Annotated in this window: 25 protein-coding genes; 16 read left to right on the forward strand and 9 right to left on the reverse strand. The window is 30.9% G+C overall.

Annotation, left to right across the window (positions count from 1 at the left end):
- The first annotated feature begins 6 nt into the window (after window positions 1–6).
- A complete protein-coding gene (locus ABD690_RS12685) occupies window positions 7–723 on the forward strand; it encodes a hypothetical protein (RefSeq protein WP_344730964.1) in 717 nt (238 codons plus the stop codon).
- Here ABD690_RS12685 and ABD690_RS12690 read toward each other — a convergent pair.
- Window positions 701–1,084: a DoxX family membrane protein gene (locus ABD690_RS12690; protein ID WP_344730965.1), complete on the reverse strand. Its 384-nt coding sequence runs from the start codon at window positions 1,082–1,084 to the stop codon at window positions 701–703. The two genes, ABD690_RS12685 and ABD690_RS12690, sit on opposite strands and share 23 nt — an antisense overlap.
- Window positions 1,085–1,240: 156 nt before the next feature.
- Here ABD690_RS12690 and ABD690_RS12695 point away from each other — a divergent pair, with 156 nt between their 5' ends.
- Window positions 1,241–2,002 (forward strand): lysoplasmalogenase family protein, encoded by a 762-nt coding sequence (locus ABD690_RS12695; RefSeq protein WP_344730966.1) that lies wholly within the window; start codon window positions 1,241–1,243, stop codon window positions 2,000–2,002.
- Between the two features lie 3 nt (window positions 2,003–2,005).
- Here the strand turns inward: ABD690_RS12695 and ABD690_RS12700 are convergent, their stop codons facing one another.
- Together ABD690_RS12700 and ABD690_RS12705 are read right to left on the reverse strand one after the other, a co-directional pair.
- Window positions 2,006–2,923, reverse strand: coding sequence for a bifunctional metallophosphatase/5'-nucleotidase (locus ABD690_RS12700; RefSeq protein ID WP_344730967.1), 918 nt, complete (start codon window positions 2,921–2,923; stop codon window positions 2,006–2,008).
- Window positions 2,923–3,693 carry a 5'-nucleotidase C-terminal domain-containing protein gene (locus ABD690_RS12705; protein WP_344730968.1) on the reverse strand — a complete coding sequence of 257 codons (771 nt, stop codon included), beginning with the start codon at window positions 3,691–3,693 and terminating at the stop codon, window positions 2,923–2,925. Before ABD690_RS12705 ends, ABD690_RS12700 begins: the two co-directional genes overlap by 1 nt.
- Before the next feature lie 68 nt (window positions 3,694–3,761).
- Here ABD690_RS12705 and ABD690_RS12710 point away from each other — a divergent pair, with 68 nt between their 5' ends.
- The 14 genes from ABD690_RS12710 (at window position 3,762) to ABD690_RS12775 (ending at window position 17,978) form a co-directional block, all read left to right on the forward strand.
- The gene (locus ABD690_RS12710; RefSeq protein WP_418513370.1) at window positions 3,762–4,286 is read left to right on the forward strand and encodes a DUF6913 domain-containing protein; all 525 of its coding nucleotides are present in this window, start codon (window positions 3,762–3,764) and stop codon (window positions 4,284–4,286) included.
- Entirely contained in the window at window positions 4,283–5,158 is an 876-nt protein-coding gene (dapA, locus tag ABD690_RS12715) for a 4-hydroxy-tetrahydrodipicolinate synthase (protein ID WP_344730970.1), read from the forward strand. Before ABD690_RS12710 ends, dapA begins: the two co-directional genes overlap by 4 nt.
- A 117-nt stretch (window positions 5,159–5,275) precedes the next feature.
- Window positions 5,276–6,094, forward strand: a complete 819-nt coding sequence (locus ABD690_RS12720; protein ID WP_344730971.1) for an outer membrane protein assembly factor BamD — start codon at window positions 5,276–5,278, stop codon at window positions 6,092–6,094.
- A 12-nt stretch (window positions 6,095–6,106) separates the two neighbouring features.
- Window positions 6,107–6,436, forward strand: a complete 330-nt coding sequence (locus tag ABD690_RS12725) for a DNA-directed RNA polymerase subunit omega (protein WP_344730972.1) — start codon at window positions 6,107–6,109, stop codon at window positions 6,434–6,436.
- A gap of 3 nt (window positions 6,437–6,439) precedes the next feature.
- The gene (coaBC, locus tag ABD690_RS12730; protein WP_344730973.1) at window positions 6,440–7,651 is read left to right on the forward strand and encodes a bifunctional phosphopantothenoylcysteine decarboxylase/phosphopantothenate--cysteine ligase CoaBC; all 1,212 of its coding nucleotides are present in this window, start codon (window positions 6,440–6,442) and stop codon (window positions 7,649–7,651) included.
- The gene (gene porD, locus ABD690_RS12735; RefSeq protein WP_344730974.1) at window positions 7,644–8,534 is read left to right on the forward strand and encodes a type IX secretion system protein PorD; all 891 of its coding nucleotides are present in this window, start codon (window positions 7,644–7,646) and stop codon (window positions 8,532–8,534) included. The genes coaBC and porD overlap by 8 nt, the downstream gene beginning before the upstream one ends.
- A gap of 54 nt (window positions 8,535–8,588) precedes the next feature.
- A complete protein-coding gene (recN, locus tag ABD690_RS12740; RefSeq protein WP_344730975.1) occupies window positions 8,589–10,241 on the forward strand; it encodes a DNA repair protein RecN in 1,653 nt (550 codons plus the stop codon).
- Window positions 10,242–10,283: 42 nt separating this feature from the next.
- Window positions 10,284–11,096, forward strand: a complete 813-nt coding sequence (locus tag ABD690_RS12745; protein ID WP_344730976.1) for an enoyl-ACP reductase FabI — start codon at window positions 10,284–10,286, stop codon at window positions 11,094–11,096.
- A gap of 154 nt (window positions 11,097–11,250) precedes the next feature.
- The gene (locus ABD690_RS12750) at window positions 11,251–12,984 is read left to right on the forward strand and encodes an FG-GAP-like repeat-containing protein (protein WP_344730977.1); all 1,734 of its coding nucleotides are present in this window, start codon (window positions 11,251–11,253) and stop codon (window positions 12,982–12,984) included.
- Between the two features lie 72 nt (window positions 12,985–13,056).
- Window positions 13,057–14,058: a glycosyltransferase family 2 protein gene (locus ABD690_RS12755; RefSeq protein ID WP_344730978.1), complete on the forward strand. Its 1,002-nt coding sequence runs from the start codon at window positions 13,057–13,059 to the stop codon at window positions 14,056–14,058.
- A gap of 138 nt (window positions 14,059–14,196) precedes the next feature.
- Window positions 14,197–15,027, forward strand: a complete 831-nt coding sequence (locus tag ABD690_RS12760; protein WP_344730979.1) for a CdaR family protein — start codon at window positions 14,197–14,199, stop codon at window positions 15,025–15,027.
- Window positions 15,024–15,611: a dephospho-CoA kinase gene (gene coaE, locus ABD690_RS12765; protein ID WP_344730980.1), complete on the forward strand. Its 588-nt coding sequence runs from the start codon at window positions 15,024–15,026 to the stop codon at window positions 15,609–15,611. The genes ABD690_RS12760 and coaE overlap by 4 nt, the downstream gene beginning before the upstream one ends.
- Before the next feature lie 77 nt (window positions 15,612–15,688).
- Entirely contained in the window at window positions 15,689–17,260 is a 1,572-nt protein-coding gene (locus ABD690_RS12770) for a sensor histidine kinase (protein ID WP_344730981.1), read from the forward strand.
- A gap of 4 nt (window positions 17,261–17,264) precedes the next feature.
- On the forward strand, window positions 17,265–17,978 hold the full coding sequence (locus ABD690_RS12775; RefSeq protein WP_344730982.1) for a response regulator transcription factor: 714 nt from the start codon (window positions 17,265–17,267) through the stop codon (window positions 17,976–17,978).
- A 50-nt stretch (window positions 17,979–18,028) separates the two neighbouring features.
- Here the strand turns inward: ABD690_RS12775 and miaA are convergent, their stop codons facing one another.
- The 6 genes from miaA to ABD690_RS12805 all read right to left on the reverse strand — a co-directional run bounded on the left by miaA (window position 18,029) and on the right by ABD690_RS12805 (window position 24,170).
- The gene (miaA, locus tag ABD690_RS12780; protein WP_344731003.1) at window positions 18,029–18,949 is read right to left on the reverse strand and encodes a tRNA (adenosine(37)-N6)-dimethylallyltransferase MiaA; all 921 of its coding nucleotides are present in this window, start codon (window positions 18,947–18,949) and stop codon (window positions 18,029–18,031) included.
- A 19-nt stretch (window positions 18,950–18,968) separates the two neighbouring features.
- A complete protein-coding gene (locus ABD690_RS12785) occupies window positions 18,969–19,832 on the reverse strand; it encodes an ion transporter (RefSeq protein ID WP_344730983.1) in 864 nt (287 codons plus the stop codon).
- 43 nt (window positions 19,833–19,875) lie between these two features.
- Window positions 19,876–21,237, reverse strand: a complete 1,362-nt coding sequence (locus tag ABD690_RS12790; protein WP_344731004.1) for an exonuclease domain-containing protein — start codon at window positions 21,235–21,237, stop codon at window positions 19,876–19,878.
- An 18-nt stretch (window positions 21,238–21,255) separates the two neighbouring features.
- The gene (locus ABD690_RS12795; RefSeq protein ID WP_344730984.1) at window positions 21,256–21,915 is read right to left on the reverse strand and encodes a YggS family pyridoxal phosphate-dependent enzyme; all 660 of its coding nucleotides are present in this window, start codon (window positions 21,913–21,915) and stop codon (window positions 21,256–21,258) included.
- Window positions 21,916–21,991: 76 nt separating this feature from the next.
- A complete protein-coding gene (locus tag ABD690_RS12800) occupies window positions 21,992–23,230 on the reverse strand; it encodes a DUF1015 domain-containing protein (protein WP_344730985.1) in 1,239 nt (412 codons plus the stop codon).
- Window positions 23,231–23,279: 49 nt separating this feature from the next.
- On the reverse strand, window positions 23,280–24,170 hold the full coding sequence (locus ABD690_RS12805; protein WP_344730986.1) for a 3-hydroxyacyl-CoA dehydrogenase family protein: 891 nt from the start codon (window positions 24,168–24,170) through the stop codon (window positions 23,280–23,282).
- Window positions 24,171–24,216 lie beyond the last annotated feature (46 nt).

Genomic DNA, 24,216 nt, shown 5'->3' on the forward strand with positions numbered 1-24,216 from the left:
TAAATAATGAACAGGTCAAATATTTTAATAGTAGTTATACTATTGTTGTGTGCTGTATCTGTTGTGCTTGAGTTTAATCAACGCGAGATTTTATCTCGTGTGTTTAAGTCTTGTATCGTGCCCACAATAACAGTTTTTTATTTTATTTCGGTTACCAAAAAATCTAAGTATTTTGTTTGGTTTTTATTATTATTTTCCTTTTCAGATGTTTTAAGCTTTATAGAGGTTCATTTAGAATCTGATTTGTCTTTTGACTTATATTATACTTTTGGCAACCTTTTGTATATAGCAGGTTATTTGTTTTTGTTGTTGGAAGTGTTTAAAAGTATTAGCATAAAAGATGTTTTAAAAAATTACATGGTACACTTGGTGGTCCTAACAATCCTTAATGCTTACATAGTTTATGTGTTAATGGTTATTGTAAACCCGTATTTATCTGGTTCTTACTTGTATTATATTGAGGCACTTTACAACATCATTATTTTAATATTACTTTCGGTGTCATTAGTAAACTATTTGCATAATGAAAGTAAAAAATCTTTATTATTATTTATAGGCTCGTTGTTTATTGTGTTTTCAGAAGTTATACAAATTGCTTATTACTATATTTCAGAGCGCACGTTGTTGCAAGTTGCATCTACTTTTTTGTTTGTTATAGCTTTTTTGTTCTTCTATTATCAATCTAAAATAGAAAACAAGCCTATAAAAATTTACTTAAGCTAGGAAGATCTTTTCTGTGTATGTAAATTATGATTATAGATAATATAAAGGTGATTATAGCAGTTATAAAAAGTACTCCGTTATCGTTATTTACTTGAATTCCTATTTTTGTTAAGTGTAAAAATATGGCGCCACCAATTATGCCTGACGTTAATACAGCGCCTATCCATGCTGTCTTGTTTCTTAATAACAAGATACTTGAAATTAATTCTAATATACCTATTAGTATTCTTCCGTAGGGCTCAAGTCCAGCTTTTGAAAAAATATACACACTATCAGGATGTGCTGTAAATTTAAATCTTAAAGTTTGTAATAATATTATGGCTACTATTATTCTTAAAGCAATAGATGTGTAACGCTTCATGTTTTTCTTTTTTTTGACGAAAAACAAATACTGTGCTAACATTTTTGATTTTAAAAGACTTTGTAAATCTAGAAATTTAACATTTTATTCGACGAAGCGCATTAATTTTCGATGAAAATGTGTATATTTGCTACACCTACTTATAAATAATCTACTGTGAAAGAATGGCTAAAAATTAGTTATAATAAGATATTATTGTGTGTCTTATTAGTACTTATTGTGGTTAATGTTATGGCTACATTAGGTCACTTTGAATTGTTAGAAAAGCTAACAAAATCCTTACTTATTCCAATTTTTTTAATGTATTTTCTAACAAGGCACAAGCGTATTGAAGCCGCTGTTGTAGGGTTTTTAATATTTTCTTTTTTAGGAGATTTGTCATCGGTGTTTTTTGACAACGAATTACTAATTGAGAGTTCTAGTATTGCTTATTTTTTAAGCTATGTATGTTTAGTTTATGTTGCTATTACTCGAATCCACAAAATAAATTTTGATAAAATTATAGGAGCTTACTTAACGGTGGTTTTTGCAATAAACGCCTATTTTATGTATGTTTTATTCACGGTTTTGCAAGCTCAAATAGCTGATGAAGTTGAGGTTATTGCTTTTGGCGCTAGAAGTATAGCGCTTGTTGTGCTAGCGTTTGTAGCGTTTGTTGTGTATTTAAATTTTGAAACAAAGCAATCTATAATGTTTTTAGTGACATCGTTATGTTTTGTCTTTTCAGATGTTCTATTTTACATCAGCAACTATTATATATATGACTGGAGCTTTGTATTAATTGATAGAGTGTTGCACGCTGTTGGTTTATTCTTTTTAATAGGTTGTGTTGTAAATGAAAGTAAAATGCTCAACAATCAATCTGTAAAATCAAGACTGTCTATTGAGCGTACAAACAATGACCCTATTGCTGCTTAAGGTCTAAACAATTATAGATTTGCCTGTAGCTGTTTTATTTTTATCATTATCAAAATAGAAGTCAATTCTTCCTAAATTAATACCATAACATCCTACTTGGTTTACAAGCATATTGTTACCATTTACATTTTTTACAATGGTAGGTTTTGGTAAAAACGTGTGTGTGTGACCACCTATTATTAGGTCAATATCTTTAGTGTTTTTTGCGATTACTAAATCAGATACTTTTTTAGAATCATCGCCGTAATAGTAACCAAGATGCGATAAACAGATAATTAAATCGCATTGTTCATTTTCTTTTAAAGTTCTACTCATATCTTGAGCTATTTCAATAGGATCTAAATATCTGGTTTCTTTATAAGCGCTTTTTAATACAAGACCATTAAGCTCAATGCCCAAACCAAATACGCCAATTTTTAACCCAGCTTTATTGAAAACTTTATAGGGCTTAACATGTGTGTCCATTATGGTGTTAGAAAAGTCGTAGTTAGCAGATAAGAAATCGAATTTTGCATAAGGTAATTGAGCATAAAGTCCATCAATACCATTGTCAAAATCATGATTACCTATAGTTGCAGCGTCATATTTTAATTTACTCATTAATTTAAACTCGAGTTCACCACCATAATAATTAAAATAAGGTGTGCCTTGAAAAATATCGCCAGCATCAAGTAAAAGTGTATTAGGATTTTCTTTTTTAATATTATCTATAAGTGTAGCTCGCCTTGCAACACCACCTTTATTAGGGTTTTTTCCATCATCAGGACCAAAGGCATCAATATGACTGTGAACATCGTTGGTGTGTAAAATGGTAATTTGTTTACTATGATTAGGTTTGCTAAATGCTTGTAGGCCTAAACCACCAAGTGTTAATAAGGAGGTTGCAGCAGTGGTTTGTTGTATAAAATCTCTACGTTTCATTACTTGATGTTGTTTGCTTTTATAAATCGGTCGTCAATTTCTGGTTGTATGGTATCAGTTTTTTTAAAGTAATCTAATAATACATTTCTAATTTTATAATTTAAATTATACATAGTATCACTAGCTTTGAAAAAATCCATGTGATCACCTCCATTATATAGGTAATCATTAGTTGCTACATAATATGTTTTTGTAGTATCTATAGGTTGATTATTTATGGTAGCTTCAATAAGGTTGTAGTCATTATCTAAAGCTATTTTTAGGCCGTGAATAGGGTGAGCTCTTTTGGCTTTGCTTAAGTAAGAAACTAGTTCATTTACAGCATGTCCGTTTAGTGAAGCAACAACAACACTGTTCTCAAACGGCATAAGTTTAAAAGCGGTTCTTCTTGTAATATTTCCTTTTGATATTATAGAGCGAATTCCACCATGATTTATAAGAACAATATCAATATCATTGTTGGTCATATTATTAAATATAGGGTTGCATTGCTCAAAAATGGCATCAGCAAACAAGTTTCCTATAGCAGTATTTAACTCGCCGTCTTTTTTTGAGTAGGTTTCCTTTGAAAAAGAAATCACGCTATCTAAATCTTGATTTACATGATCTCTGTAAGGTTTTATAAAGGTTTCAATTTCAGTATTAGCTTTTAAGCTATCAGAAATAGAGATTTGTTTTCCTTCAATGCGAGTAACCTGCATTTTCTCTTGTTTGCAACTCAAAAAGCATAGCGTGATAACAAGAATTAAAATTGGTTTAAAATTCATCATGAAACTTGTAAGTTTTAATAATCTTTTGTGTGTACTTTTACTACCTTTGTACAAAGTATAAAGATATAATGATTTTAAAGGGTTTTAAAGAAAAATCTATTAAAAAACAGTTAAGTTCATTTTTAAAAAATCGCCAATTAAAATTTAGCGACAAAAAAATTGAATCTGTGGGAATTATCTTAAGCGCAGATGAAGAGAATGATTTTGAATTTTTAAAAACTTTAGCAACAAGACTAAAAATTTCACCAAATAAGTTAAAAATCATTGCATATACATCGTCAAAAAAGGAAATGACGTATGCGTGGGATGTTTGTTTTAATCCTAATGATTTTACATGGAATGGACGTGTTAAAAATGCCGAGTTACAAACATTTATAAACACCGAATTTGACTTGCTAATAAGTTATTATAGCACAGATGTAACAACGTTAAAATATATAACAGCAGCTTCAAAATCAGTATTTAAAACTAGCATTTTTCAAAATGACAAACGGCTTAATGATCTAATAATAAATACAGATTTACAAAACGTAGAAGCCTTTAAAAACGAACTATATAAATACCTAACCGTATTAAATAAAATTAAAGAATGAAAAAACTAGAAGGAACTGGAGTAGCTATAGTAACACCATTTAAAAATGATTTAAGTGTAGATCACGAAGCTTTAGCAAATATAGTTAACTATAATATTGATAATGGTACCGATTATATTGTAATATCAGGAACCACAGGAGAAAGTGTAACAATAACAAAGGCTGAAAAACAAGCTATAACTGAAACCATTGTAAAAACAAATAACAACAGAGTTCCTTTAGTATTAGGAATAGGAGGAAATAATACAGCTCAAGTTATTGAAGAAATAAAAGCTACAGACTTAAGTGCTATGACAGCGATACTGTCTGTTTCTCCTTATTATAGTAAGCCAACACAAGAAGGAATTTATCAACATTTTAAAGCAATATCAGAAGCATCACCTGTTGATATTATACTATACAATGTGCCTGGCAGAACAGCTTCAAACATGTTGCCAGCAACAATTGTTAGGTTAGCAAATAATTTTGAGAACATAATAGCTGTAAAAGAAGCAGGAAGTAATGTGACACAATATTTACAATTATTAAAAGATAAACCTGAAGATTTCATGATAATATCAGGTGATGATGACCTAGCATTAGGCGTTGTTTTAGCAGGCGGTTCAGGCGTTATATCTGTTATAGGGCAAGCGTTTCCTAAAGAATTCTCTCAAATGATTCGTTTAGGTTTACAAGGGAAAGCAAAAGAAGCATATGCCTTACATTTTAAGCTTATGGATGTTATAAAACTTATCTTTTCTGAAAACAATCCAGCAGGAATTAAAGCGGTTTTAGAGCAACTAAACTTATGTCGTGATAAAGTAAGGTTACCACTTGTTGAAGCAACTGAAACTTTAAAAGAAAAAATCGCCTTATTTATAAAAAGTTTCTAGTAAAAGTTAAATTATACTTAAACATGTTTACAAGCGGGATGCATCAATTATTTTAGCAAAATAAAATATTTTTAAAATCCATATTATTAACGTAATTTTGCATCTTGTTATATACCTATGAAGAATTTTTTTTACATCATATTAACCTGCACTATTTTAAGTTCTTGTAGTGAATACCAAAAGGCATTAAAGTCTGAAGATATCGCAACAAAATTTAAAGTAGGAGAGCAAAAATTTAATGAAGGTAAATACTCAAAAGCTAATAAGTTATTTGTGCAAATAGTACCTAACTACAGAGGTAAACCACAAGCCGAAAAACTTATGTATTTATATTCTATGACATTTTACGAAATGGGAGAATATTATTTAGCTAGTTACCAATTTGAACGTTTTGTTGCAGCTTATCCTAATAGTGAAAAGCTTGAAGAAGCAGCTTTTTTAAGTGCAAAAAGTGCTTACATAGTATCAGACGATTTTATTTATAGCAAAGAGCAAAAAGAAACAAAAGACGCTATAGAAAAGCTACAGTTGTTTATCAACTCATATCCTAATTCTAGCTACATAGCAGAGGCAAACGAGCTAGTTAAAGAATTAGATTATAAATTAGAGAAAAAAGCTTTTGAAATAGCAAAAAATTACAACAGAATAGCTGGATTTACAAGAGATTATACAGCTCCAATAAAAGCTTTTGAAAACTTTATATTTGATTATCCAGGATCAAGTTTTAGAGAAGAAGCATTTTTTTATAAGTTAGATTCTGCCTACAAATTAGCAATGAATAGTGTTGAGTATAAAAAAGAAGAACGTCTAGAAACAGCAAAAAAATACTACAATACATTCGTAAAATCATATGCTAGTTCTGAAAGGATAGAAGAAGCTAATAAAATGGCTGAAAACATTGACAAAGAATTAGAAAATTACAGCACTAAAAGTTAATACACGTAACACATGGATTTAAAAAAAATCAACGCACCTGTTAACACAACAACTTATAATAGAAACAAAGTAGACGAAGCTACAGGAAACATTTATGAGTCAATATCTATCATTTCAAGAAGAGCAGAGCAAATTAATTCTGAAATAAAAAAAGAATTAATAGAAAAACTTGAAGAGTTCGCTACTTACAATGATAGTCTTGAAGAAATTTTCGAAAACAAAGAACAAATAGAAGTATCTAAGTTTTATGAAAAATTACCAAAACCACACGCACTAGCTGTGCAAGAGTGGTTAGATGGTAAAATATACCATAGAAACACTGAAGAAGATACGCAACAGTAGTATATGTCTATATTAAGTGGCAAAAATATACTTCTAGGCATTAGTGCTGGTATAGCTGCTTACAAGACAGCTAATCTGGTTAGATTATTTATTAAAGCAGGCGCAAGCGTAAAGGTCGTTATGACGCCTGCTTCTAAAGACTTCATAACGCCTTTAACTTTATCAACGCTCTCTAAAAACCCTGTACAGTCATCTTTTTACAATGAAGATGACGACAATGCAGTATGGAATAACCATGTAGATTTAGGACTTTGGGCAGATTATTTTGTTATAGCACCTGCAACAGCAAACACTTTGTCAAAAATGGCAAATGGCGTTTGCGATAACTTACTTTTAGCAACGTATTTATCAGCAAAATGTCCTGTATATTTTGCACCAGCTATGGATCTTGATATGTATAAGCATCCGTCTACATTACAATCATTTCAAAAGCTAAAAGAATTTAAAAATATAATGATTCCGGCAACTAGTGGTGAACTAGCAAGTGGCTTGGTAGGAGAAGGACGTATGGCAGAGCCAGAAGATATCTTGACGTTTATTGAGAATGATATTTTAAACAAGTTGCCTTTAAAAGGAAAAAAAGTTTTAATTACTGCCGGGCCAACCTATGAGGCCATAGATCCAGTTCGTTTTATTGGGAATCATTCAAGTGGTAAAATGGGGTTTGAGATAGCAAAAAAAGCCGCTTCTTTAGGTGCAGAAGTAACATTAATTTCTGGACCAACCCAACAAAAAGTATCTCATAGCTTAATACATGTAACTCATATAACGAGTGCTGAAGATATGTATCAACAGGCTAGTGCTGCGTTTCCAGATGCAGATATAGCAATATTTGCAGCCGCTGTAGCCGACTATAAACCAAAACATGTTGCAACTCAAAAAATAAAAAAGGCAGATAGTACGTTAACTTTAGAGTTAGAAAAAACAAAAGATATTTTAGCATCTTTAGGTAAAACTAAAACAAATCAATTTTTAGTAGGCTTTGCCCTAGAAACAAATAACGAGCTAGAAAACGCAAAAGCTAAACTAAAAAAGAAGAATTTAAACTTAATTGTTTTAAATTCGTTAAATGATAAAGGTGCAGGTTTTAAAACAGAAACCAATAAAGTAACTTTGATAGATAATAAAGACCGAGTAACCCAATATGAATTAAAGTCTAAACAAGAGGTTGCTAGTGATATACTTAAGGAAATAATACATCAAATCAATGCGTAACATACTATTTATATTCTTTTTTAGTATTATAACATTTACTTCGTTTTCTCAAGAATTAAACTGTTCGGTAGTTGTAAATGCAACACAAACAGGTAATGAAAACCTGCCAGTTTTTAAAACTTTAGAAAGACAACTTAATGAGTTTATAAACAATACAAAGTGGACAAATAAGGTTTTTAGCACACAAGAACGAATAGCATGTAGTATGTATATTAATGTGACTTCGTATTCTGGAAATGCATTTACTGCAACAATACAGGTGCAATCATCTAGACCCGTTTTTGGTTCAACCTATACATCACCAGTTTATAACGTCAATGATAAAGATTTTAGCTTTGTTTATTTAGAGTTTCAAAACCTGATTTACAACCCAAATCAATTTCAATCAAATTTAATTTCAGTATTAGCATTTCATGTTAATATAATTTTAGGTATGGATGCAGATACCTTTGCTCCAAATGGAGGCGATGTGTATTACAAACAAGCTCAAACTATAGTAAACTATTCACAACAAGCAAATTTAAAAGGATGGAAGTTAGAAGATGGCTTACAGAGTAGGTTTGCTTTGATAGATAACTTGTTATCTTCAACATTTAAAGAATACAGAAAAGTCATGTACGACTACCATAGAAATGGGTTAGACATTATGAGTGAAAAAAGAAAAGACGCCAAAGAAAGTATAGCTAATTCTATAGCGTTATTCAACGAAATGAATAGCAGACGACCTAACTCTTTCTTATTACGTACGTTTTTTGATGCCAAAGCAGATGAAATAGAGCAAATATTTACTGATGGTCCAAGTGTAAATATATCAAACCTAGTAAGCACGTTAAACAGAGTAGCACCAATGCACTCTAATAAATGGCGCAATATTAAGTTTTAGTTTCGTATTTTAGAGTCTATCTAAATTTTTTTTAAAAATCCAGGTTTACAAAGTATGCTTACATCACTTTCCATTAAAAATTATGCTTTAATAGACCATTTCCAGGTTCAGTTTAATCAAGGTTTAACTATTATAACAGGAGAAACAGGAGCTGGTAAATCTATATTACTAGGAGGTTTGTCTCTTATTTTGGGAAAACGAGCAGATTTAAACAGCTTAAAAAATCCAGAAAAAAAATGTGTTATAGAAGCCGTTTTTGATGTTACAAATTATGATTTAAAACAGTTATTCAAAACTGAAGATTTAGATTATGAACCACAAACAATCATAAGACGAGAAATTTTACCATCAGGAAAATCTAGAGCCTTTGTTAATGATTCTCCGGTAAATTTAAATAGCTTACAAGCATTGAGTTCGCACTTAATTGATATTCATTCACAACATGAAACCTTACAATTAGTAAATGACGACTTTCAGTTTCAGGTTATAGATGCATTAGCAAAAAACGCATCATTTTTAACATCTTATAAGCAGGAATTAACCCAATATAAATCTGTTCAAAAAGCGTTAACTGACTTACAGCAGTTTAAAGCTGAAGCAATAAAAGAGTACGACTATAATACATTTTTACTTAACGAACTAGAAGAAGCAAATCTTGTTGAAGGCGAATTACAAGAGTTAGAAGAAGAGTATGAGGCACTTCAAAACGTTGAAGAAATTGAAGAAAAACTAGCTCTAGCCAATCAATTACTTAATGATGAGCAAGTAGGAGCGTTAGCTATTCTTGCAGAACTAAAACAAGCAACTCAAAAGCTATCTACGTTATCTGTGAAATATGAGACGTTATTTCAACGTGTAAGTAGCAGTTTAATAGAGCTAGATGATGTATTTGCAGATATTGAAACCTATCAAGAAACATTAGATTCTGACCCCAGTAGATTGCAGTATGTAAATGATAAGCTAGCGGTAATAAATGCGTTGTTTAAAAAACATTTTGTTGAGTCTATTTCTGAATTGTTGGTTATTAAGAACAATCTATCAGAAAAAGTATCAGAAACTGAAAATATAGAGGGTAGTATTGTTGATAAAGAAAAAGAACTTCAAGTAATAGAAGATAAACTCAATAAACTATCTAAAACCATTCATGATAATAGAAATAAAGCCATTCCAGAGTTAAAAAAGCAGTTAGAAAGTATCTTGAGTCTTTTAGGAATGCCAAATGCACAGTTTGACATTCGTGTCACTTATGAAGAAGCATTTTTAGGTAATGGTAAAGATGTGTTGTCCTTTTTATTTTCTGCAAATAAAGGAGGCCATTTTAATGAGTTGAAAAAAGCAGCTTCTGGTGGCGAGCTTTCTAGAATTATGCTAGCAATAAAATCTATTTTATCAAAATATATGCAATTACCAACCATTATGTTTGATGAAATAGACTCTGGAGTTTCAGGAGAAGTCTCAAATAAAATGGGGCAAATCATGCTTCAAATGAGTCAAACAATGCAAGTTTTTGCAATTACGCATTTACCACAAATAGCCGCAAAAGGGCATACGCATTTTAAGGTTTATAAAGAAGATGTAAATAATATAACAACAACAAACCTTACACAATTAAATCACGACGAACGTATTATTGAAATAGCACAGATGTTAGGAGGTATAGAAATATCAAATTCTGCAATTGCACATGCTAAACAATTATTGAATTAATAGTATCTTTGAAAAAGTAAACAACGAATCAACAACAAGATTATGTCATATAATTTATTAAAAGGAAAAAAAGGAATCATATTTGGAGCATTAGACGAAAACTCTATTGCTTGGAAAACAGCAGAACGTGTTCATGAAGAAGGTGGAGAATTTGTTTTAACAAATGCACCTGTTGCTTTAAGAATGGGACAAATAAATGCTCTTGCTGAAAAAACAGGATCTCAAATTATTCCAGCCGATGCAACATCTATGAGCGATTTAGAAAACCTTGTAGAAAAATCAATGGAGATTTTAGGAGGTAAAATAGATTTTGTTTTACACTCAATAGGTATGTCTATAAACGTAAGAAAAGGAAATGCCTATACAGATCAAAATTATGATTGGACTCAAAAAGGAACAGATATTTCTGCAATGTCATTTCACAAAGTGATGCAAACATTATACAAAAAAGACGCTATGAGCGAGTGGGGAAGTATTGTTGCATTAACATATATGGCAGCACAACGTGTCTTTCCTGATTATAATGATATGGCTGATAATAAAGCGTATTTAGAAAGTATTGCTCGTAGTTTTGGGTATTTCTTCGGAAAAGATAAAAAAGTACGTGTAAATACAATATCTCAATCACCAACACCTACTACTGCTGGTAGCGGTGTAAAAGGTTTTGATGGCTTTATAAACTATGCAGATAAAATGTCACCATTAGGTAACGCAACTGCTTTAGATTGTGCAAACTATACAGTGTCAATGTTTAGCGACTTAACTAAAAAAGTAACATTACAAAATTTATTTCACGATGGTGGATTTAGCAATGTAGGAGTTAGCAATGAAGTTATGGAGGCTTTTTCAAAATAAAAGACTTATTTATTTAAATATTAAAAAGAGAAGTTTGTTTTGCAAACTTCTCTTTTTTTTGTTATAAAATTAGTAATTCACTAAAATTTTAAGACGGTTGTAAAAAATAATAATTTCTCTTTATATTTAGCAATAACAATAATTTAGTATAGGTATGTTGCATTTTAAATTAAGAATTGTTTTAGCTTTTTTATTTTTTTTAGGAACCCATTTACAAGCGCAGACAAATTTTGTTGATATAGCTCAAACTTCTGGAGTTTTTATTAATCCTGGTAGTTTAGAATATGGTAGTGGAATTTCATTCTGTGATTTTAATAATGATGGATGGGATGATATTACTTTAGGGACAGGTTCCGGAAGACAGATTGAGTTTTTCAGTAATGATCAAGATGGTACATTTACACGTGAGTTTTTCCTTACGGCAGACCCTAGTGCACAAGACAGACAAGTCATCTGGGTAGATTATGATAATGATGGCGATAAGGATTTGTATATAGCAAGTGACGCAAACGGAAGCCACTTATATAATAACGATGGTTCCTTAAATTTTACTGATGTTACTGCAGCCGCAGGGTTACCTGTTAGTAATATTTATAACTGGGGAGCCTCATGGGGCGATATAAATAATGATGGGTTATTAGATGTTTTTATTAGTAATAGAGATGATAGTTTACAACAACCCAATTTGTTATATCAAAACAATGGAGACGGAACATTTACAGATATAAGCACGCAAGCAGGAATACATAATACAAGCCATTTATCATTTTGTTCAGCCTTTTTTGATTATAACAATGATGGCTGGCAAGATATTTATGTAGCTAATGATAAAATTTTTAACGAAAACTTTCTTTATCATAATAACGGAGACGGAACATTTACTAATGTAGCGGCCACAGCAAATGTAAATATAGCCATAGATGCTATGTCTACCACAATAGGAGATTTTAATAATGATGGTTGGTTTGATATCTATGTATCAAATACCCCAATAAACGGTAATGTATTTCTAAAAAATAACGGCGATGGCACTTTTTCTGATGTTACAAATAGTACAAATACAGAATTTAATGGTTTTTCTTGGGGCGCAGTTTTTTTAGATGCTGATAATGATATGAATCTAGATTTATATGTAAGTAGTTCAATGGATGGTTCTGTTCCTAGTTTAGCTTCTGCTGCATTTTATCATAATAACGGAAATGAAACTTTTACCATACCAGAAGAGGGTTTTCAGAATGATACAAGAATAAGTCATTCTAATGCTATAGGCGATATAGATAATGATGGCTATCCAGAAATAATAGTTAATAATACAAATAATGCTAATATGTTCCTCTGGAAAAACCAAGGAGATTTAAGCAATAATTGGTTGAAGGTTAGATTGTCAGGTGTTCAAAGTAATAAAGATGGAATAGGTTCTGTTATTGAAATATCAGTTGATGGAAATAAGCAATACCGATATACGCTTTGTGGAGAAGGCTACATTTCTCAAAACTCCAGTGCAGAATTTTTTGGAGTAGGTAGCTATAATGTTATTGATTATGTTAAGATAACTTGGTTAAGTGGTATTGTAGATTATATAGAAAATGTAAACGTAAACCAAGAACTGTTAGTTGTAGAAGGTTCTAATCAATTATCTGTAAAGGAGAAACAACTTAAAATGTCATTAAACGTTTACCCTAACCCAGTAAACGGTGCTCTAAACATTATAACACAAAAGAAAATGACAGATGTGTCAGTTTATAACATGCTAGGTCAAGTAGTTGTTAATGTACAACCAAACGCAGTAACAGGTAATATAGATATGACGTCATTGCAATCTGGAGCATATTTTGTAAAAGTTACCATAGGAGATGTAACAGAAACAGTTAGAATAATTAAAAATTGATTTAATAAAAAATTATATTTAAAAGCCACGCTTTAGAGTGGCTTTTTTTGGGGGTTTAGTTACATTTGTTGTATGCAACTAGCGTTTACATTTATAATACCAGTTTACAATCGCCCTAATGAAATAGAGGAGCTACTACAAAGTTTTGTAGCACTACAAACGGATGTCATATTTGATATAGTTATTATTGAGGATGGCTCATCAGTAACGTCAAAAGAAGTTGTAGAAAAGTATCGGGAACTATTAAAAATAGACTATTACTTTAAGCCTAATTCAGGCCCTGGCGATTCTAGAAACTATGGTATGGAAAGAGCTAAAGGTAATTATTTTATAATTTTAGATTCTGATTGTTTACTACCTCCAACTTATTTGACTGAAGTTCAAAAAAGTTTAAAAGAATCATATGTAGATTGTTTTGGAGGTCCTGATGCCGCTCATAAATCTTTTTCAAGCTTACAAAAAGCCATTAACTTCTCTATGACCTCAATATTAACAACTGGAGGAATAAGAGGAGGAAAAAAACATGTAAATACATTTCAACCTAGAAGCTTTAATATGGGGTTATCTAAAGAAGCCTTTTTAAAAACTCAAGGTTTTGGCAAAATTCATCCAGGAGAAGATCCTGATTTATCAATAAGATTAACTAAACTAGGGTATAAAACAAAACTGATTCCAACAGCCTTTGTGTATCATAAACGAAGAATATCTTGGAATAAGTTTTTTATACAAGTAAAAAAGTTTGGTTTAGTAAGACCTATACTTAATAAGTGGCATCCAGAAACAGCAAAAGTAACGTATTGGTTTCCTTCTGTATTTTGCGTTGGTTTTTTAGTTGCTATTGGTGCTACGTTCATTGGTTTTCCATGGCTTATTTATTTATATGTGATTTATTTTATGCTAGCTTTTGCTTTAGCTATAATATCAACAAAAAGTGTCTCTATTGCAATAATGGCTATATTAGCTATTGTAATCCAGTTTGCAGGATATGGATACGGCTTTTTAAAATCTATATTTTATATCCATTTACTAGGAAAAAAACCTGAAAAACAATTTCCTAATTTGTTTTTTTTATAGTGCATGCATAAAACTTTAAAATCTAAAATATTAAAATCTATAAAGGATAAGAGAATTAATATTTTCTTTTTATTCCTTGTGCTGTCTTTTTTTATTTTAGTAATAACGAAATTATCAGCAACTTATACCAATACTATTATGTTTCTGCTAAAAACAGAACACGTGCCAAGCGAAGAAGTGATAGTAAGTGATAAAAGTCATAAACTTAACATAACACTTAAGTCTCAAGGATTTAATTTGATAAAGTACTATTTTAAAACGCCTGAACTAGCTATAGATTTCTCTAAAAATATTAACAAGACTGATAGTTTATATATTTGGAATAAAAGTTCTGGTTACACAAATCTTGCCTCCCAATTTGATAAAAATGAAGAGATAATAAATGTAACTCCTGATACTTTAAGATTTAGATATGATGTAAATGCAGTAAAAAAAGTACCTGTAAAACTACATACAGATATAAGGTTTAATCAAGGCTATGATTTACTAGATGGCTTTTCTGTAAAACCAGACTCTATAACAATAATTGGACCTCATGTAATAGTTGATAAAATAAATTACATCAATACAGATACACTTAAGCTGAAAAAAGTAAAATCAAATATTAACTCAATTTTAAACCTTAAACTTCCAAATACTCTTAATGAACTAAAATTTTCTGATAAACAAGTAAGTCTGAAAGCATCTGTAAGTAAATTTACTGAAGGTATAATGAAGGTTCCTGTTATAATAACAAATGTGCCAGATAGTATAAGTGTAAAGTATTTTCCTAAAAAAATAGCATTGACATATTATACAAGTTTAAGTAACTTTAATAATATTAAAATAGAAGACTTTGAAGTTGTTTGTGATTTTTCTAAACTAGTAAAAGGTCAATCATACTTACATCCAGAAGTTACAAAAATCCCAAAATCTGTAAAAAACGTAAAAATTAATCAACAGCAAATAGAGTTTATTATAACAGAATGACTATAGTAGGATTAACAGGCGGAATAGGTAGTGGTAAAACTACAGTAGCAAAACAGTTTGAAAGCTATGGAGTACCTGTTTATATAGCAGATGATGAAGCAAAAAAACTGATGCACACATCAAAGGTTATAAAACGTAATCTAATAAAACTTTTTGGAGAAGAAGCCTATATAAATAACACGCTAAACAGACCCTTTTTAGCCAATGCCATTTTTAATGATAAATCACTTTTAGAAAAAATGAACGCAATTGTTCATCCAAGAGTAGCAAAGCATTTCGATAAGTGGGTTGCAAAACAAAAAGCACCTTATGTTTTAAAAGAAGTTGCTATTTTGTTTGAGAACGGAAGTGACGCAAGTTGTGATTTTATTATTACAGTAACAGCTCCAGTCGATGTAAGAATATCTCGAGTTTTAAAAAGAGATAATACTACACAAAAAAAGATTAAAGCCATAATGAATAATCAGCTAGATGACGCTGAAAAAATTAAGAAGTCTGATTTTGTGATTGTTAACGAAGAACTAGAAACTACAAAAGAACAATCACTTAAAATTCACCACCAAATTTTAAAAGAAATACAATAAATCTTAAATTTTAACATTTTTGTTAATGTAAGGTTAAATGCTAAGGGAACTAAATGTTAAAATGGTAATTTTGAGCGATGAGCAAAAAGCTATTCATCATATTAGTATTGTTAATGAGTTTGTCTCTTGTTGGGATAATATTTGTACAAGCATATTACATTAACAACTCAATAAAAAATGAACAAGAACAATTCACTTTTAATGTAAAAAAAGCACTGACTTTTACATCAAAAGAAATTGAAGATAAAGAGTTTGAAGACTACGTATACCTTGTGCAAGATTTATTTGCAAAAGGCGTAGAACCTGACACAACAGCATTTAGAGAATTATATTACAAGCAAGAAAGCAATAACTCTCATGAAATGCTGATATATAAAAACAGTATTCTAGAAGAAAACTATAAACTTTCTTCATCGATCTTTGACATAGGTTTAGATAGTATCAATATTAAAAAAGTATTGAGCGAAAGTAATACAAAGGTTTTAAGAGGCTCTGCAGTTGAAAAAAACTCAAATAAAAGTTTGAGCGCTATGCTTGTAGAAATGGGAAACATCTCTAAAGGAGAAAAAGTTTTCTACGAAGATTTTTATAAAAGTATAGCTTTTAGAACACCTTTGCATAAACGTGTAACGGTAAAAGAAATAAAGAGACTTTTATCTAAAAAACTAAAAGAGGATGAGATAGAAGGAGACTACCAATTTGCAATATATAGCAATGGTTTAGCAACCAAAGTACAAAGTGAAAACTTTGAACTTCAAAAATCATCAACCTTTAGTGTGCCAATATTTCAAAATGAAAATGATAGCAATAATTATAGGCTGTTATTAAATTTTCCAACAAGAAATATGTTTTTACAGTCATCAATAATCAAGATGACGTTATTATCAATCATTTTTACATCTATCATTATAATTGCTTATACAAGTGCTTTGATGCAGTTACTTAAACAGCGAAAAATATCTGAAATAAAAACAGATTTCATAAACAACATGACGCATGAGTTTAAAACACCAATAGCTACTATAAACTTGGCTTTAGACGCTATAAGAAATCCAAAAATTATAGAAGATAAAGAAAAAGTAATGCGTTATCTTAAAATGATAAAAGACGAAAATAAGCGTATGCATGCGCAAGTAGAAAATGTATTACGAATATCTAAACTAGAAAAAAACGAACTGAATATAAGTAAAGAGCGTGTTGAATTGCACGACTTATTAGAGGATGCTATAACTCACGTTGAGTTAATAGTTGAAGATAGGGCAGGATTTGTTAAAACACATTTAAATGCTGAAAAGCACACGGTTTTAGCAAACGAAACACACTTTACAAACGTATTAGTAAACATTCTGGACAATGCCATAAAATATTCTCCAGAAGCACCAAAAATTGATGTTTACACAGAAAATGTAGGCAACAATGTAATAATAAAAATTAAAGACCAAGGCAGCGGTATGAGTAAAGCTGCACAAAAGCGTGTGTTTGAAAAATTTTATAGAGAGCACACCGGAAACATACATAATGTAAAAGGACATGGACTAGGTTTGGCCTACGTAAAACGTATTGTAGAAGACCACCAAGGACATATCTCTGTAGAAAGTGAAAAAGACAAAGGAAGTACCTTTATTATAAAACTTCCATTAATATCGTAAAGCTATGACTGAACAACAAAAGAAAATTTTATTAGTAGAAGACGACCCGAATTTTGGTACCATTTTAAAAGATTATCTTGTAATGAATGATTACGAAGTAACACATGCAAAAAATGGTATGGAAGGTTTTGAGAAATTCAAAAAAGACGATTTCGATTTGTGTATTTTAGATGTGATGATGCCCTATAAAGACGGATTTACATTAGCTAAAGAAATTAGAGAAAAAAACACCGATGTGCCTATTATTTTCTTAACAGCCAAAGCCATGAAAGAAGATGTGCTTAAAGGCTACAAAGTAGGAGCAGACGACTATTTAAACAAGCCTTTTGATAGTGAAGTTCTACTAATGAAAATCAAAGCTATTATGCAGCGTAAAGCTACAGAAACAGTAGCAGATAGTAAGCAGTTTCAATTTAAAATAGGAAATTTTGACTTAAATTCAAAACTACGCTTTTTAAGCTACAAAGGTGGTGAGCAAATAAAATTATCTCCAAAAGAAAACGAATTATTGAGATTGTTAGCTCTGCACGAAAATGACTTAATGCCTAGAGAGCTTGCTTTAACAAAAATATGGAGAGATGATAATTATTTCACTTCTAGAAGTATGGATGTTTACATTGCAAAATTACGTAAGTACTTAAAGCAAGATGATAAAGTAGAAATACTTAACATTCATGGAGAAGGATTTAGACTAGTTGTAAATTCTGAAGAAGCTTAAAAGCAAATAAAACAGATAAATAAAGAAGTCAGCAGAATATGCTGGCTTTTTTATTTTATTACTTTTTTGATATGATCTGTAATAAGGTTGATATCATATTCATAATCAAACCAAGTAGTGTTTTCGTTTTTTTTAAACCAAGTTAATTGACGTTTAGCAAAACGACGTGAATTTTTTTTGATTTCAGAAACAGCAAAATCTAAAGACCATTTATTGTTTAAGTATTTAAAAATTTCTTTATAGCCAACCGTATTTAAGGCGTTTAGATGCTGCTTGTTTTCTAGGTTTTTTACTTCTTGTAATAAGCCTTCATCCATCATTATATCTACACGTTTATTTATTCTATTGTAAATAATTTCTCTTTCAGCTGTTAAACCAATAGAAATGGTTTTAAAGTTTCTTTTTTCTTTTTTCTTGTTTAAAAAAGATGAAAAAGGCTTTTGTGTTCCTATACAAATCTCTAAAGCACGAATTACACGATGCGGATTATCTATTGCAATATTGTTAAAAGATACTTCATCTAGCGTTTTTAATTGCTTTTGTAAACTCTCTAATCCTTCTGTTTCTAGCTGTTTGTTTAAATGCGTTCTTATAGATTTATCTACTTCGGGAAAATTATCTAATCCTTTTGTAACTGCATCTACATAAAGTCCAGAGCCACCAACCATAATAACTATTTCTTTTGTTTGAAATAAATGGTTTAACCTTGTAATAGCGTCTTTTTCAAAGCTGCCAACATTGTAATCATTTTCAACTGATTTGTGATGTATAAAATGATGTTTTGCAGCTAATAATTCATCAGGAGTTGGAGCAGCAGTACCTATTTGCATTTCTCTAAAAAACTGTCTGGAATCTGCTGAAATAATTTCAGTATTAAAATAGTTTGCAAGCTTAATACTTAAAGCTGTTTTTCCTATAGCAGTTGGACCAACTATAGATACTACATAGTTATTTGAATCTGATTTTGAGATGGCTATATGGGTTTGAGAATTAATTTATGTGTAAGTTGTGACCGCATTTATGACAATATTCAGCATTATCTTTATGGTCATTTGCTAGACAGTTAGCACAGGATTGCGAGTTTAAGTGTATGTTTCTATGTGGTTGATTTGTTAATGGTGTTTTTGCTTGTCCTGCCTGTTTTGTATACTCGGCAGATACAATACCTGTAGGAACAGCTATAATCCCGTAACCTAGTATCATAATTACTGAAGCTATAAATTGTCCTAAAGGTGTTACGGGAGCAATATCTCCAAAGCCAACAGTTGTAAGAGTTACTATACACCAATAAATACTTTTTGGGATATTTTCAAATCCGTGTTCTTCTCCTTCAACAAGATACATGATGGTTCCAAAAATGGTTGCAGCGATAAGCACAGCAAAGAGAAATACCGAAATTTTTGCCCTACTAGCTTTGATTGCAGAAGCCAAATGATTTGAAGCTCCTAAATATCTTGCAAGTTTTAGTACTCTAAATACACGTAATAAACGTAAAGCTCTTAAAGCAACAAGTGCATGTGTGCCAGCAAAAATTAATGATAGATACTTTGGTAATGTAGATAGTAAGTCTATAACACCATAAAAACTGGTAATATATTTTATAGGTTTCTTTACGGTAACTATTCTAGCGATATATTCAACAGTAAAAAGAATGGTAATTACCCATTCAGAAATGTTTAAAAAATCATGATACTTTTCATCAAAGCTTTTTATGCTTTCAAGCATAACTAAAGCAATACTAGCAAGAATGGCTATGAGAAGAATAATATCAAATAATTTACCGGCAGGCGTATCTGCTTCATAAATAATTTCATGAAGCTCATCTCGCCAATTTTTATTTGATGATTTACTCATAATTTCAAAAATAATAAAACTTGCAAGTAGAAATGTACTTTGGTTAAAAAATAACTGTTTTTATTCGTTTGTTTTTTCTTAAATAGGCTTGTATAATGTGCTGTGAGTCCCTGTTGTTTTCCATAGGTGTAATTATAGATTCTAGAACGTCGCTGTTGGTTATTTGATAATTTAAGTCAAAAAAACCAAGTCCTTTAAAAATACCATTTTTAATTAAAATAGCGCTGCGTTCATCAATATCTCTGCCTTTGTCAATAATAATCATATTTAGGTTTGAGTAGCTGTTTTTTTGAATAAGCGACTCCACACGACTATTGTATGACTCTGTTGTTTCTTGTTGTATACAAGCGCCTTCGCATTGTTTTATAGTGTAATTAAAGCAGTTTGTTTTAGTAGGATAAAGCCCTGTCAATTTTTGGCATAAATTATAGTCTTCTACAGCTTTGTGCATAAAACTTTTAGCGCTTTGTCTGTTACTGAATGTTGTTATAGCTGTTTTTCTACCATCAGCTTTATCAATTTTTAGGTTGATATATCCATTGTCATCTACAAAGCTATATAGGGCATAGGTGAAAATAGTTCTACGTAAAGCTCTATTAAATAAAGGCTTGTTCTTTTTTATTTCTTGGTTTTCTTTTAAAAGTGCTACAAGTTCACTGCCTGTTTTTTCGTAAGTAACAGAAGCAGTTTGTAATTGAATTTTTTTTGATTTTGGGCTGGTACTGCTAAAATGTTGACTTATTCTATTTTTAATATTATTGCTTTTTCCAATGTAAATAATATCGCCTTTATCATTATGAATGTAATATACTCCAGTTTCATTAGGCAGCTCATTTATAATCTGTTTCAAGTTGGGCTCCATTTGAAACTTTGGTTCGGCACGCACTGCGTCTTTTATAATATGCTTTTCTAAGTCTTTATTTAGTAGCATTTTAAAAAGCTTTACAGTTGCCATTGCGTCACCAGATGCACGATGTCTATCTGTTACAGGAATTCCTAAAGCTCTAGCTAGCTTACCCAAACTGTAGGACGGTTGTCCAGGAATTAATGATTTAGAAAGCTCTACAGTACAAATGGTTTTACGTTTGTATCCAAAACCAAGTCTTTTAAATTCGGTTCGTAAAATACGATAATCAAATTGGGCATTATGAGCAACTAAAATACAGTCTTCAGTAATTTCAACTATGCGTTTGGCAACCTCATAAAATTTTGGAGCATTGCGAAGCATATTGTTGTTAATCCCTGTAAGATTTACAACAAAAGGTTGAATATCTCTTTCTGGGTTAACAAGACTTATAAACTGATCTACAACTTTATGACCATCAAATTTATAAATGGCGATTTCGGTTATTCCTTCTTCATTGTACTTTCCGCCGGTAGTTTCTATGTCTAATATTGCGTAAATAAGTCGTTGTATGTTATATTAATTATAATTTCTTGAGCCAAATATACTGCTTCCTACTCTAATCATTGTACTTCCACTAGCTATTGCTGTCTGGTAGTCACCACTCATACCCATACTTATGGTTTTAAAGTTAGGGTATTGTTTGTGTAATGTATCAAAAATATTTTTTAAAGTAAGAAATTCATTCTCAATTTGTGAAGTGTTATCAGTAAATGTAGCCATTCCCATTACACCAGTAATTTGCACGTTTTTTAGATTATTGAATGCTTCAGATTGTAGTAATTGCATAGCATCTTTTTCAGACATACCAAATTTACTCTCTTCTTTAGCGATTTTAATTTGAAGTAAGCAATTAATAGTTCTGCTGTTTTTTTTAGCCTCTTTATCAATCTCTTTAAGTAGTTTAAAGCTGTCTACACCATGTATTAAGGAAACAAAAGGCGCCATGTATTTTACTTTATTTCGCTGTACATGACCTATCATATGCCACTGAATATCTTTAGGTAGCGCTTCATATTTGTCAACCATTTCTTGGATTTTGTTTTCACCAAAAACACGCTGACCAGCTTCGTAAGCCTCAATAATATCAGTATTAGGTTTTGTTTTTGAAACAGCTACAAGCGTAACATGTTGAGGTATTTGTGATTGAATTTTATGAAGGTTTTGTTTTATACTCATTTAGTATTTTTGTTTTAAGCTTTTTATTAAGTATTATCAATACTATCAGCATTGGAGTTGCTAACAGGTGGTTTTGTTAAAACTCGTAAATGGTTACACCACTGCGAAGTTTGGGCTCTATATAGGTGCTTTTAGGAGGCATTTTTAAACCATCGTCAGCAATGTTTTTCATTTGCTCAATAGTTGCGGGAACCATACCAAAACCAACAGTAAACTCACCACTATCAACAGCACTTTTTATATTTACAATATCATTTTTACCATTACTATACTCAATTCTTATGTCGTTTCGTAAGTCATCAATACCTAAAATAGGTTGTAAAATGGTTTTGTAAAGCAATTGAGCATCAAGGCCATCAAGTGATGTTTCTATGTTATAAACCGTTTTTCGTAAATATAGCGAATAAAAATCGCCATCTAAATACATGCTAAAATGATTTTTTTTAGAAGGTTTATAAGGTGTTTTTCCTCGGTTTTCAATACGGTAAAAAGTGTCTAATTGAATCAAAAACTCTTCTTTACTTAAGCCATTTAATCCTTTTACAAGTCGGTTAAACTCATGAATTTTTAAATCAGATTCAGGAATTAAATAGCTCATGAAAAAATTATAGTCTTCGTCACCTTGATGATCAGGGTTGGCGTCTTTTAAATCTTTGTAAAGTAAATAGGATGATGCAGACCTGTGGTGTCCATCGGCTATGTAAATGGCCGGCATGTTTTTAAATTCCTCTTGAATACTTTTTATGGTTTTAGGAGTATCTACCAACCACAAGTAGTGTGTATCTCTATAAGTTGTTGTAAACTCAAATTCAGCACGCTTTTCTTGAGCTTCTTTGATGATTGTTTCAATAACGTTATTGTCAGGATAGGTAAGTAGTACAGGTTCAGCATTAAACCCTACCGTTTTTAAATAATCTTTAAAAACTACTTCTTTATATGCAATGGTATCTTCATGCTTTTTTATAGCATCGTTTTCATAATCTAAAGCGCTTGCAGCAGCAATGATACCATTAAATTCTCTGCCTTCACGATTTACAATTTTATAAACGTAATAACAAGGAGCATCATCTTGAACAAAAATGCCTTCTTCTTTAAATTCTAAATACCTGTTTTTTACCAAAGAATAACGCGCCTGACCAGAAATTTCTTTATCAAACTTATAACCAGGGTTTACAATATGTAAAAAAGAAAATGGATTATCACGTAAGCGTGCTTCGCGCTGTTCCTTTGTGTAGCTTTGGTATGAACGAGCAGCTACAAGACTTACTTTGTCTCGTGTTGGTCGCACAGCTTTGAAAGGTATAATGTGAGCCATTTTCTTTTTTTATTACTTTAAAAAACAGTGAATCTGTTTTTTAAAATTATTAGTTTGAGAATTGTTTAGAAATTTTTTCGGCCTTTCTGCTTTCAGAATAATCATAAAAACCTTCGCCTGATTTTACACCTAGTTTTCCAGCTCTTACCATATTTACTAATAGTGGACAAGGTGCATATTTAGGGTTTTTAAAGCCATCATACATGACGTTTAATATCGATAAGCAAACATCTAAACCAATAAAATCTGCTAATTGTAATGGTCCCATAGGGTGAGCCATACCTAGTTTCATTACCGTGTCTATTTCTTGTACACCAGCAACACCGTTGTATAATGTTTCTATAGACTCATTTATCATAGGCATTAAGATACGGTTTGCCACAAAACCAGGGTAATCATTTACTTCTACAGGAATTTTTCCAAGTGTTTTAGAAAGTTCCATAATAGTACTCGTTACTGCATCAGTAGTATTATAACCTCGAATTATTTCTACTAGTTTCATAATTGGCACAGGATTCATAAAGTGCATTCCAATTACTTTTTCTGGTCTTGAAGTTACAGCTGCAATTTGTGTTATAGAAATTGATGATGTATTTGTTGCTAAAATTGTTTCGTCAGAGCAAACTTCATCCAATTGCTTAAAAATATTCAGTTTTAAATCGATATTTTCAGTTGCTGCTTCTACTACTAAACTAACATTTTTAACACCGTCTTCTAGTTTTGTATGAGTGGTTATATTACTTAAAGTAGCTTGCTTGTCAGCTTCAGTAATTTTTTCTTTGGCAACCATTCTGTCTAAATTTTTAGCAATGGTATCCATACCTCTTTTTAAAGAAGCTTCACTTATATCTATTAATTGTACTTGAAATCCACTCTGAGCAAAGGTATGAGCAATACCATTTCCCATTGTGCCAGCTCCAATTACTGCAACATTTTTCATATTAATTTTCATGTTTTTTTATTTCTTAAAATAAGAAAATTGTTAA

Origin of the sequence: Corallibacter vietnamensis (assembly GCF_039537875.1) — a bacterium.
Classification (GTDB): domain Bacteria; phylum Bacteroidota; class Bacteroidia; order Flavobacteriales; family Flavobacteriaceae; genus Corallibacter; species Corallibacter vietnamensis.